This is a genomic window from Pseudopontixanthobacter vadosimaris, from assembly GCF_012979275.1.
In the GTDB taxonomy this organism is placed as follows: Bacteria; Pseudomonadota; Alphaproteobacteria; order Sphingomonadales; family Sphingomonadaceae; genus Pseudopontixanthobacter; species Pseudopontixanthobacter vadosimaris.
In genome coordinates this window covers 86351-97824 of sequence record NZ_JABASZ010000002.1, presented here as the reverse complement: position 1 = coordinate 97824, position 11474 = coordinate 86351, and the positions used below count along the sequence as shown (strand labels likewise).

Annotated in this window: 14 protein-coding genes; 3 read left to right on the top strand and 11 right to left on the bottom strand. The window is 64.6% G+C overall.

Annotation, left to right across the window (positions count from 1 at the left end):
- Positions 1-1171 (bottom strand): exodeoxyribonuclease VII large subunit (gene xseA / locus HG250_RS00505; RefSeq protein WP_170001756.1); only part of this gene is annotated, 1171 nt, incomplete at its 3' end.
- On the opposite strand from xseA, the gene purD reads away from it, so the two are divergent.
- Complete coding sequence (gene purD, locus HG250_RS00500) at positions 1170-2471, top strand: phosphoribosylamine--glycine ligase (protein WP_170001754.1); 1302 nt, start codon at positions 1170-1172, stop codon at positions 2469-2471. The genes xseA and purD overlap by 2 nt on opposite strands.
- 46 nt (positions 2472-2517) lie before the next feature.
- On the opposite strand, the gene HG250_RS00495 is transcribed toward purD, so the two are convergent.
- Entirely contained in the window at positions 2518-3513 is a 996-nt protein-coding gene (locus tag HG250_RS00495; RefSeq protein ID WP_420821297.1) for an adenosine kinase, read from the bottom strand.
- A 150-nt stretch (positions 3514-3663) separates the two neighbouring features.
- Here HG250_RS00495 and HG250_RS00490 point away from each other — a divergent pair, with 150 nt between their 5' ends.
- Both HG250_RS00490 and HG250_RS00485 read left to right on the top strand, forming a co-directional pair.
- A complete protein-coding gene (locus HG250_RS00490; protein ID WP_170001750.1) occupies positions 3664-4365 on the top strand; it encodes an EI24 domain-containing protein in 702 nt (233 codons plus the stop codon).
- Positions 4358-4807: a hypothetical protein gene (locus HG250_RS00485; protein ID WP_170001748.1), complete on the top strand. Its 450-nt coding sequence runs from the start codon at positions 4358-4360 to the stop codon at positions 4805-4807. Before HG250_RS00490 ends, HG250_RS00485 begins: the two co-directional genes overlap by 8 nt.
- 2 nt (positions 4808-4809) lie before the next feature.
- Here the strand turns inward: HG250_RS00485 and HG250_RS00480 are convergent, their stop codons facing one another.
- From HG250_RS00480 to HG250_RS00440, 9 genes are all read right to left on the bottom strand, one after another.
- A complete protein-coding gene (locus HG250_RS00480) occupies positions 4810-5094 on the bottom strand; it encodes a hypothetical protein (protein WP_170001746.1) in 285 nt (94 codons plus the stop codon).
- Positions 5095-5179: 85 nt separating this feature from the next.
- Positions 5180-5533, bottom strand: a complete 354-nt coding sequence (locus tag HG250_RS00475; protein ID WP_170001744.1) for a HesB/IscA family protein — start codon at positions 5531-5533, stop codon at positions 5180-5182.
- Between the two features lie 44 nt (positions 5534-5577).
- On the bottom strand, positions 5578-6102 hold the full coding sequence (locus tag HG250_RS00470; RefSeq protein WP_170001742.1) for an SUF system Fe-S cluster assembly protein: 525 nt from the start codon (positions 6100-6102) through the stop codon (positions 5578-5580).
- Positions 6102-7325 carry an aminotransferase class V-fold PLP-dependent enzyme gene (locus HG250_RS00465; protein ID WP_170001740.1) on the bottom strand — a complete coding sequence of 408 codons (1224 nt, stop codon included), beginning with the start codon at positions 7323-7325 and terminating at the stop codon, positions 6102-6104. The genes HG250_RS00470 and HG250_RS00465 overlap by 1 nt, the downstream gene beginning before the upstream one ends.
- Positions 7322-8077: a SufD family Fe-S cluster assembly protein gene (locus HG250_RS00460; RefSeq protein WP_170001738.1), complete on the bottom strand. Its 756-nt coding sequence runs from the start codon at positions 8075-8077 to the stop codon at positions 7322-7324. Before HG250_RS00460 ends, HG250_RS00465 begins: the two co-directional genes overlap by 4 nt.
- Positions 8077-8820, bottom strand: coding sequence for a Fe-S cluster assembly ATPase SufC (gene sufC / locus HG250_RS00455; RefSeq protein WP_170001737.1), 744 nt, complete (start codon positions 8818-8820; stop codon positions 8077-8079). Before sufC ends, HG250_RS00460 begins: the two co-directional genes overlap by 1 nt.
- Before the next feature lie 47 nt (positions 8821-8867).
- On the bottom strand, positions 8868-9389 hold the full coding sequence (locus tag HG250_RS00450) for an endonuclease domain-containing protein (RefSeq protein WP_170001735.1): 522 nt from the start codon (positions 9387-9389) through the stop codon (positions 8868-8870).
- Positions 9386-10921: a Fe-S cluster assembly protein SufB gene (gene sufB, locus HG250_RS00445; protein WP_170001733.1), complete on the bottom strand. Its 1536-nt coding sequence runs from the start codon at positions 10919-10921 to the stop codon at positions 9386-9388. The genes HG250_RS00450 and sufB overlap by 4 nt, the downstream gene beginning before the upstream one ends.
- Positions 10918-11400, bottom strand: a complete 483-nt coding sequence (locus HG250_RS00440) for an SUF system Fe-S cluster assembly regulator (RefSeq protein WP_170001731.1) — start codon at positions 11398-11400, stop codon at positions 10918-10920. The genes sufB and HG250_RS00440 overlap by 4 nt, the downstream gene beginning before the upstream one ends.
- Positions 11401-11474: the final 74 nt, after the last annotated feature.

Below are 11474 nucleotides of genomic sequence, written 5' to 3'. Positions count from 1 at the left end.
CGGGGGTGACGCGCGCACCGCTCCACCGCGCCCGCAGCAGCGGTGCGCTCAGCCTGGCGCTGTCGCCCTGCAGCTTCTCGCGGGCCTGCGCGGCGCGGTCCATGAGGCCGCGCTTCAACCGTTCCGCCAGATCGTCCAGGCGCTGTGTCTGCCCCTGCAACAGAGATTCGGGCCGGGGCAGCCTGCCGACGCGGGCCTCCAGCCTCTCGCGTCCCAAGGCGACGGGGCGCAGGGCGCAGCGTTTCTTGCGATGGGCCAGATCGCCGATCACCGCCTGCAATTCGGCTTTTACCGGAACGGCGATTTCCGCCGCGGCCGTGGGAGTCGGTGCGCGTCGATCGGCGGCATGGTCGCACAGTGTCGTATCGGTTTCATGCCCGACCGCGCTGATGATCGGGATCGTGCTTTCGGCAATGGCGCGGACGACCGCTTCCTCGTTGAAGCCCCACAGATCCTCCACCGATCCGCCGCCGCGCGCCACGATCACGATGTCGGGCCGCGGCACTTTTCCGCCTGGCACGAGGCCTGAAAAGCCCCGCACGGCATTCGCCACCTGCTCCGCCGCGCCCTGCCCCTGCACCAGCACCGGCCAGACGAGCACATGGCTGGGAAAGCGGTCAGCAAGGCGGTGCAGAATGTCGCGAATCACGGCACCTGTCGGCGAGGTGACGACGCCGATCGTCTGCGGCAGGAACGGCAGCGCCCGCTTGCGTGCAGGATCGAACAGCCCTTCGGCCTCCAGCCGCAGCCGGGTCTTTTCCAGCAGGGCCAGCAAGGCACCTTCGCCCGCGATCTCCATGCTGTCGATCACGATCTGGTATTTGGACCGGCCAGCATAGGTCGTGACCTTGCCGGTGGCGACCACCTCGATCCCGTCTTCCGGCACGAAAGGAAGCGCCCCGGCGGCCCCCTTCCACATCACCCCGTCGATCACCGCCTTGTCATCCTTCAGCGCGCAGTAGAGATGCCCCGATGCTGCCCGCTTCACGCCCGACAGTTCCCCGCGCAGGCGCACATGGCCGAACCTGTCCTCCACGGTGCGTTTCAGCGCGGCGGAAATCTGGGTGACGGTCAGCGGCTCGGCGTTGTCGCCCCGGCGCGGGCGCGCTACGAGCCCCTGCTGGCCCGGTTCACCATCGGGACCGGTTGCGAAAAGCGGAGGCTGAGGCATGAATATCCTGTTGCTGGGTTCGGGCGGGCGCGAACATGCGCTGGCATGGAAGCTGGCGCAATCCCGTTTGCTGGCGAAGCCGGGAGATAGGCTGTATGCCGCACCGGGCAACCCCGGCATCGCCGATCATGCCGAATTGGTTAATTTGGACGTTACAAACCATGGCAGCGTGGTTCGTTTTTGCGCCGATAGACGAATAGGGCTTGTGGTTGTCGGGCCCGAAGCACCGCTGGTGGACGGACTTGCCGACACCTTGCGCGCCGCAGGTGTCCGCGTATTCGGCCCCTCGGCCGCTGCCGCGCAGCTTGAAGGCAGCAAGGGATTCACCAAGGATCTGTGCGCCCGTGCCGGCATCCCCACCGCCGGCTATGTCCGGGTGAAGAACCTGCAGGATGCGCTGGCGGCGCTCGACGGCTTCGCCGCGCCTTACGTGCTGAAGGCCGATGGGCTGGCCGCGGGCAAGGGTGTCGTCATCGCGGAAGACCGGGCCGATGCCGAGGCTGCTCTGGGTGACATGTTCGACGGCAAATTCGTCGATTCGGCATCCGGCGCGGGAGCGGAGGTGGTGATCGAGGAGTTTATGAAGGGCGAGGAAGCGAGCTTCTTCGCGCTGACCGATGGGGCCAGCATCATGGCTTTCGGCACGGCGCAGGATCACAAGCGGGTGGGCGAAGGCGACACCGGGCCGAATACCGGCGGCATGGGCGCCTACAGCCCCGCCCCCGTGCTCGACGCCATGCGCCGGGGCGAGGCGCTGGAGCGGATCATCGCGCCCACGGTGCGCGCCATGGCCGATGCGGGCATGCCCTATTCGGGCGTGCTCTATGCCGGGCTGATGCTGACGGACGAGGGGCCGAAGCTGATCGAATATAATTGCCGGTTCGGCGACCCCGAATGCCAGGTGCTGATGATGCGACTGCAATCCGATCTCGGCGAATTGATGCTGGCTTGCGCCGAAAACCGCCTGTCGCGCAGCGAAGCCGCCCGCTTTTCCGCCGATACCGCGCTGACGGTGGTCATGGCGGCGGAGGGTTATCCCGGAACGCCGCAGAAGGGCGGCACCATCCATCTGGCCGAGAAGGAGGCAGAGGGTGTGAAGATCTTCCACGCCGGCACTGCGCGCGGCGCAGAGGGCGATCTCGTTGCGAATGGCGGCCGGGTGCTGAACGTCAGCGCCAGGGGTGCGAATGTCACCGCCGCCCGGCAGAAGGCCTATGAAGCGGTCGACGCGATCCAATTTCCCAGCGGCTTCTGCCGGCGCGACATCGGCTGGCGGGAAATCGCGCGCGAGGCGGGCTGAAACCCGCCGCGCCCGACGCCGCTTGCAACAGGGGCGGCATGGCTCGTCAGGCGAATCGCTTCGCCACCAGGCTCTTCAGATCGGCTTCGGGCCGCGCGCCGTAATGCGAGATGATTTCGGCTGCCGCGAGTGCGCCCATGGTCAGGCATTCTTCCGGGCTGCGTCCGCTGGCATGGCCCGCCAGGAAACCGGCCGCGAACAGATCGCCCGCGCCGGTCGTGTCGACGACCTCGTCAACGGGTTCGGCATCGACGCGGCAGGTCTTGCCCTCTGTCACGACGACCGCGCCGTTCGCGCCACGCGTGGCGACCAGAACCGGCACCTTGCCCGACAGGCTGGAGAGACCGTCATCGAAGCTGTCCTTGCCGGTCAGGGTCGCCAATTCGCTCTCGTTCACGAACAGGATGTCGATCAGCCCGTCTTCGATCATAGCCCTGAAATCATCGCCATGCCGGTCGATGACGAAGCTTTCGCTGGCGGTGAAGGCGACTTTCCGCCCGGCGTCGCGCGCCACGCCGATGGCCCGGCGCATCGCGGCGCGTGGTTCCTCCGGATCCCAGAGATACCCTTCCAGATACAGGATGGCGGCGCTGCGGATGGCGTCTTCGTCCAGCGCGCTGGCGGGAAGATATTGCGATGCGCCGAGGAAGGTGTTCATCGTCCGCTCGCCATCAGGCGTCACGAAGATGAGGCAGCGGCCGGTTGCCGGCTCGCCAGCACGCGTCTCGGTCGCAAAGGCAATGCCGGCGGCGCGGATGTCATGGCTGAACACCTCGCCCAGCTGGTCATCGGCCACCTGACCGATGAACTGGCATTTCATGCCCAGCGCGGCCAGCCCGGCCAGCGTGTTTGCGGCAGATCCGCCCGAGATCTCACGCGCGGGGCCCATCGCGTCATAAAGCTGCGTCGCGCCATCGGCATCCACCAGGGTCATGCCGCCACGGTTCAGCCCCAGCTTCGCGATCAGCGCATCGTCGCAAGGCGCCATCACGTCGACAATGGCGTTGCCGATGGCAATGACGTCGTACTCGGGCGCGTCGATGTCAGGCTGGCTCATGCAAATTCCTCCGGTCGATCTGAAATCAGCGCCCGCCTAGCCGCTTGGCCGGGTATCGCCAATAGGCTGCGGCCGGCTTCGATGATCGCAGGGCGATTGACTTGGCCGGGCGGGCGCTCGAATGGGATACCCACCATGACGTCGCTGCCATCCTCCTTCGGCCTGGCCCTGTCCCAATTGGGCGATCCGCGCATTCTGCGGGTGCTGGTGAAGAGTGTCCTTGTCACGCTGACCCTTTTCATCCTGCTGGGCGTGAGCGGCTACTATGCACTTTCCGCAGTGCTGGCGGGCTGGGGCGTGGATGGCAGCAGCACCATCGGTGCGTTGGTCGCGCTGCTGCTGACCATAATCGGCGGATGGCTGCTGTTCCGGCTGGTGGCACTCGCGGTGCTGCAGTTCTTCGCCGACGAAGTGGTTCTTGCCGTGGAACAGCGCCATTATCCGGAGCATGGCTTGACCGCCCGGCGGATCGGCTTCGCAGAGGAACTGAAAAATTCCGCCCGATCAACCCTGCGGGCCGTGCTGGTCAACCTGGCGGTCCTGCCATTCGCCCTTGTCCTGCTTGCCACCGGCATCGGTACTGCGATATTGTTCCTGCTTGCAAATGGCTGGCTTCTCGGGCGCGAATTGCAGGACATGGTCTGGCTGCGGCATCGGCGGGACAGGAGCGCAACCGCACCTATCCCGGCGATTTCCCGTTTCCTGCTCGGCCTGACGGTGGCAGGGTTGCTGGCGATTCCCTTCATCAATCTGCTGGCGCCGATCCTGGGGGCGGCGGCCGCAACTCACCTCGTCCACCGCCGGGTCCACCGCCGGAAAAAGGTTCCAGATGCCTGAATTTGCCGCCCGCTCCAGAATTCTTATCCTCGGCCTGCTGCCGGCGCTTGCCGCTTGCGCGACCGCAGTCCCGCAGGCCGGCCAGCCGCAGGGTGCGACGCGGCCCGGGGTGCGGGCGCCGGCGGTTCGCATACCGCCGACTCAGCCCGCTCCCTCGGCGACCGGATTTCGCTCCGCCAAGGTGATGAATTTGCCGGGTCTGGACGGGATCATCGGTGCCGAGCGCGCAGGTCTGCTGTCACGTTTCGGTCAGCCGCGGCTCGATGTCGTCGAAGGCGATGTCAGGAAGCTGCAATTCGTCGGCACGGCGTGCGTGCTCGACATCTTCCTCTATCCGCCCGCACCGGGTGCGGAGCCGCGCGCGACCTATGTCGATGCGCGTCGGTCGAGCGACGGGCTGGATGTCGACCGCGCCGCCTGCGCCGCTGCGCTTCAGCGCTGAACTTACTGGAATTCGAATAGATTGCGGCCATCGGCGGCGACAATCCTCTGCGGCCGTCGCTTGGCCTTCAGTTCAGCCTTGCCTTTGACGATGCGCAGAGTCGCACCCCGTGTGACCTGCACCACTGCCCGGGCACTGGCGATCCGCGGCACTTGCCGCAGCACCTTCTTCACCTTGCTCGCGTCGCTTCTGCTGGCGCGCGCGTTGTCGACCGAAACGGCAGCATTAGCCTGCGGCGAAAACAGGGCGGCGGCACAGGCGGCCACCGACAGGAGAAAGGTTCTCATGCCGGTTTAACGTAGGAAAACGGCAATGTTTCCAGTTATTTAAAGTAAGCGCTGTATTAACCACCAGGACGAGTGGAAAGCCTGGTCAGACCATGAAACTTTCGCCGCAACCACATGCGCCCTTGGCGTTGGGATTCTCAAAAGTGAACCCGGCCGTGAAATCGTCCTCCACCCAGTCCATGACCGATCCGACGAGATAGAGCACGCTGGCACCGTCGATGTAAAAGGTACCTCCCGGCGTCACGATCTTCTCGTCGAACGGGGCTTCCTCGGTGATGTAATCGACCGAGTAGGCGAGGCCGGAACAGCCCCGGCGCGGCGTCGAGAGTTTCACGCCCACCGCATCATCGGGCGCTTTCGCCATCAGATCGGCCACGCGCTGTTCCGCTGCCGCAGTCAGCGTCAACGCTGCGGGGATGGACCGGGTTTTCGTAGCCATTTCGGTTAGCTCCTTCTGCTCCTTGCGCGCCTGATCGGTGACAATCACAGCATCCCGAGCTCGAGCCGCGCCTCGTCGCTCATTTTCTGCGGATCCCATGGCGGATCCCAGACGAGGACGACTTCGGCATCGCGTACACCCGGCACGCTGCCTGCGCGCAATTCGACCTCTGCCGGCATGGATTCGGCCACGGGGCAATTGGGCGTGGTCAGGGTCATCGACACCACCACGTCGCTGTCCGGCGACACGTCGACCCCGTAGATCAGACCCAGATCGTAGATGTTGACCGGGATTTCGGGATCGTAGATTTCCTTCAGCGCTTCGATGACTGCTTCATAAAGCGGGCCGCCCGGCTCGCCTGCGGGCGTGACCTCCGGCTTCTTCTGGAGAAATCCCTCAAGGTAATCGCGCTTGCGCTCCATCGTCTGACGCGGGCTTTCCACCTCGTCATCAATGACGTCCGACACGCGGGCGCGCGGCGGCTTCGGCGGCGGCTCGGGGGGCGCGATGACCTGCTCGTTCGGGGCAGGCGCCGCGATGTATTCCTTCTTCTCTTCAGACGGTTCCATCAGCCGAAAATCCTCCTGGTCCGTTCGATGCCCCGAAGCAGTGCCTCGACATCGCTTTCGTCGCTATAGAGGCCGAAACTGGCCCGCGCGGTGGCCGGAATGCCCAGATGATCCATCAGCGGCTGCGCGCAATGATGGCCGGCACGGATGGCGACGTTCTCTTCATCCAATATAGTGCCCAGATCATGCGGATGAACCCCATCGATCAGGAAACTGACGATCCCGGCGCTGTCTTCCGGGCCGAACAGGCGGATATCGTTCATGGGGCGCAGGCCTTCGCGCAAGTGGGCGACGAGGGCGTACTCATGCGCCGCGATCTCTTCCATGCCGATCGCCTCGACATAATCGACCGCCGCTGCAAAGCCGATCGCCTCGGCAATGGCGGGCGTGCCCGCCTCGAACCTTTGCGGCGGGGGGGCATAGGTGCTGCCGGTGAAGGTTACCTTCTCGATCATCGCACCGCCGCCTTCCCACGGCGGCATGGATTCGAGCAACTCGCCGCGTGCCCAGAGCGCGCCCACTCCGGTTGGGCCATAGAGCTTGTGCGAGGAAAAGACGTAGAAATCGCATTCCAGCGCGGCGACATTCACGGCCATGCGCGGCACCGACTGGCACCCGTCGAGCAGCAGTTTCGCGCCCACCGCATGCGCCAGATCCGCAGCGCGCCGCGCGTCGAGAGTCGAACCCAGCACATTGGACACATGCGCGAAGCTGACCAGCTTGTGATCGCGCGTCAGCATCTTTTCCGCCGCGTCCAGATCGATGCGGCCATCGCCGGTGATCGGGCAGACATCGATAAGCGCGCCGGTGCGCGCCGCCAGCAATTGCCACGGAACGATGTTGGAATGATGCTCCAGCTGCGAAAGCAGGATGCGGTCGCCGGCGCGCAGATTGGCCGCGCCCCAGCTTTGCGCGACCAGGTTGATCGCCTCGGTCGCGCCGCGCGTGAAGACGAGTTCGTCCTCCGCCCCGCCCACGAATTCCGCCACGCGGCGGCGAGCGGCTTCGTAGCCCAGCGTCATCTGTGCGCTGCGGGAATAGACGCCGCGGTGCACGGTCGCGTAATCGCGCCCCAGAACCCGCGCGACCGTGTCGATCACTGCCTGCGGTTTCTGGCTGGTCGCCGCCGTGTCAAGATAATGCCACGGCTTGCCATGGTCGGTGACCAGGCCGGGGAAATCCTGCTTCCGGTCAATTGCCTGTGTCTCAACCGCGATGTTCATGCCCGCTCGCCCAGCGCATCCAGCGCCAACTCGAGCAGGCGTTCCCGCTCCGCTTCATCGCCAAGCGCAAGGAACGCATCTGCCAGAAAGGCACGAATGAGCAATTTCTGCGACAATTCGGGCGGGATTCCGCGCGCCGCCATGTAGAACCGCGCCGCTTCGTCCAGCTGGCCCACCGTCGCGCCGTGATTGCATTTCACATCGTCGGCAAAAATCTCGAGCTGCGGCACGGCATTGGCGCTGGCGCCCTTGTTCAGCAGCAGGGCCTTGAAATCCTGGCCTGCATTCGTTTTCTGCGCATCGCGGACGACGTCGATGCGGCCGAGGAAATTTCCCGTGCCGCTGTCCCAATGCACGCTGCGGACGGTCTGGTTCGATGTCGCACCCGGTTCACCATGCGCGACGCGCGTGACGAATTCCCGCGTGGTGTCGCCGCCGCCCAGGGTCACGCCGCCGAATTCGAAATGCGCGCCCGTCGCCAGTCGCACGACGATCTCCACGCGGCCCAGCCGCCCCCCGGCATTTACCGCGAACAATTCGCAGCGCCCGCCTTTGCCGATCCTGACGCGCAGGCGCCGCAGATCCGTCCCGCTGGCGGCATCGATGACGATGCTTTCGCAGACGCTTTCCCCGGCAGCGACATCGATGTCGCGCCAGTTCTCGAAAGTGTCCTGGTCAAGGCTGGCGAGCGCCTCCACATCGGAATAGCGCCAGTCCTCGTCGCGGCGGGTGGGGGACAGGGCCGGTTCCATCAGGCCGCCACCGCCTCATAGCCTTCGCTTTCCAGCGTCAGCGCCAGATCGGCACCGCCCGTCTTCACGATGCGGCCTTTCGCGAGCACATGCACGAAATCGGGCTTCACCACCTCCAGCAGGCGCTGGTAATGGGTGATGAGCAGCACCGCCTTGTCAGGTGCGCGCTGCATCGCGTTGATGCCGTCACCGACGATCCGCAGCGCGTCGATGTCGAGGCCGCTGTCGGTTTCGTCCAGCACCGCCATTTTCGGGCCGAGGATGCCCATCTGCACCATCTCGGCGCGCTTCTTTTCGCCGCCGGAGAAGCCGACATTCACGTTCCGCTTCAGCATGTCCATGTCCATCTGCAGCAGCGCGGCCTTCTCGCGCGCCAGCTTCAGGAAATCGCCGGCGGACAGCGGTTCCTCGCCCCGGCTCTTGCGCTGCGCGTTCAGCGCCTCGCGCAGGAACTGCACATTGGATACGCCGGGAATCTCGACCGGGTACTGGAACCCGAGGAACAGGCCAAGCGCGGCGCGTTCATGCGGGTCCATGTCGAGCAGATTCTTGCCCATGAAGCTGACCGATCCGTCCGTCACCTGGTAACCGGGTCGTCCGCCCAGCACATAGGCGAGCGTGGATTTGCCCGCACCGTTGGGGCCCATGATGGCGTGGATTTCGCCCGCATTCACCTCAAGCGTCAGTCCGTTCAGGATCTGCGTTCCGCCAACTTCGGCGTGGAGATTGTCGATTTTCAGCATGTCTGTTCCAAATGTATCTTCTTGTTTCGCCCGTTCCCGTTCCGCGATCAGCGGATGGATCCCTGGCGATTGAAGTCGCGGCGCGGCGCGGCCTGGCTGCGCTCGCCGCTACTGGCCGGGCCGGCAATCTGCGGCCGTTCGAACGGCGCGCGCAGTTCGGTCAGGATCTCGTCGCAAACCGCGTCTGTCTCCTCCATCACCCGCTGTTCGGTGAAACGCATCACCCGCACGCCCACAGCCGTCAGCTTGCGATCGCTCAATGCCTCGATCGCGGCCTGCGCTGCATCGGGCGAGGTAATCTCCACCACCAGCCAGCGCGGGCGGCAGGCGAAATCGACAATGGCCGATCCCATCACCACCTGCGGGCGGAAGTTGAAGCTGCCGAGCTTCGAATCCTTCAGCCGTTCCCATAGTTTGGCCTGCGCGCCGGTGGGGTTGCGGCGCATATCGCGGGCGCGTTCCTTCAACGCCTTCGCCCGCGCATCCGAAATGTTCCAGGCGCGGATCGCATCCTGCGGCGACATGGACCCATCGGACCCGCCTGCGCCAAGCGTCAGGACCGGCTTCATCCGACGCTCCCTTCGAGGCTTATGGCGAGCAGCTTCTGCGCTTCCACGGCAAATTCCATCGGCAGCTGGCGCATGACATCCTTGGCAAAACCGTTGACGATGAGCGCCACGGCCTCTTCCTCGTCCAGCCCGCGCTGCGTGGCGTAGAACAGCTGGTCGTCCGAAATCTTGCTGGTCGTCGCCTCATGCTCGATCTGGGCGGAGGGATTCTTCACCTCGATATAGGGCACGGTATGCGCGCCGCAGCGATCGCCCAGCAGCAGCGAATCGCATTGCGTGAAATTGCGCACATCGTCGGCATTCGGCCCGACGCGGACCAGACCGCGATAGGTGTTGTCGCTCTGCCCCGCGCTGATACCCTTGGATATGATGGTGGAGCGCGAGCCCTTGCCATTGTGGATCATCTTGGTGCCGGTATCGGCCTGCTGGTGATTGTTCGTCAGCGCGACGGAGTAGAATTCGCCCACGCTGTCCTCGCCATTCAGCACGCAGGAGGGGTATTTCCAGGTAATCGCGCTGCCGGTTTCCACCTGCGTCCACGAAATCTTCGACCGGTCGCCCTGGCACAATCCGCGCTTGGTGACGAAATTATAGATGCCACCCTTGCCGTCCTTGTCGCCAGGATACCAGTTCTGGACGGTGCTGTATTTGATCTCCGCATCTTCCATCGCGACCAGTTCGACCACGGCGGCATGGAGCTGGTTTTCATCGCGCATCGGCGCGGTGCAGCCTTCCAGATAGCTGACATAGCTGCCCTTCTCGGCAACGATCAGCGTGCGTTCGAACTGGCCGGTATTTTCGGCATTGATGCGGAAATAGGTCGACAGTTCCATCGGGCAGCGCACGCCTTCGGGAATGTAGACGAAGGTGCCGTCGGAAAAGACCGCGCTGTTCAGCGTCGCGAAGAAATTGTCGCGCTGCGGCACCACCTTGCCCAGCCATTTGCGGACGAGATCGGGATATTCGCGGATCGCCTCGCTGATCGAGCGGAAGATGACCCCCGCCTTTTCGAGTTCCGCACGGAAAGTGGTGGCGACGGACACCGAATCGAACACCGCGTCCACGGCCACTTTCCGCGCACCTTCGACACCGGCCAGAACCTCCTGTTCGGCGATGGGGATGCCCAGCTTGTCATAGACGGCCTTAATCTCGGGATCGAGTTCGTCGAGGCTTTCCAGCGACGGTTTCTTGCGCGGTTCGGCGTAATAGAACGCATCCTGATAGTCGATCGGGTCGACCTTCAGCTTGGCCCAGTTCGGCGCTTCCATGGTCTGCCACAGGCGGAATGCCTTCAGACGCCAGTCGAGCATCCATTCGGGTTCGTTCTTCTTGGCCGAGATGAAACGGACGGTATCTTCATTCAGGCCCTTGGGCGCGAAATCCTGCTCGATGTCGCTGGAAAATCCGTAGGCATAGGTTTCCTGCGCCCTGGAGGCATCGCGCGCGGCCTGATCCTGCACCGGCTTTTCCGCCCGGTCGTGACGGACAGCAGTGTCGTTCCCGGTATCGAGCAGAGTGGCATGTTCGTTCATCGTGTCATTTCCATCCCGGCGGGCGAACCGCCATGGCTTCGCGCGGAAGGCGCGGGTGCGTTGAGATCGGCGAGGCGAGTCAGCGGAATGCCGGCAAGGGCATCGCGCATGACGGCATTCACCATCGGCCAGTGCGGGCGGACGGCGCAGCTGTCCTCCATGCCGCAATCGCGTTTGCCACTTTCCGCCGTGCCGCTCTCGACGCAGGCGGTCAGCGCGATCGGTCCCTCCACGGCCTCGACGATATCGGCAAGGGTGATGGCAGCAGCAGGCCGCGCCAGTTGCAGCCCGCCCTTCGCGCCGCGCAGCGACCTCAGCAGCCCGGCCGCAACCAGCCGGCTGACCAGTTTCTGCACCGTGGGTGCGGGAAGGCCCGTTTCCAGCGCCAGTTCCGCGGCGGAGATGCGCGCGAAGCCGCAATGACGCGCGGCGGCGCTCATCACGACCACGGCATAATCCGCGAGATTGGAAAGACGCATGTCACCCTTCCGGTGAAATCAGAGCAAATCGCTCCGATTTCACCTAGGAAGGGGTGGGCAGCCTTTCAATGACA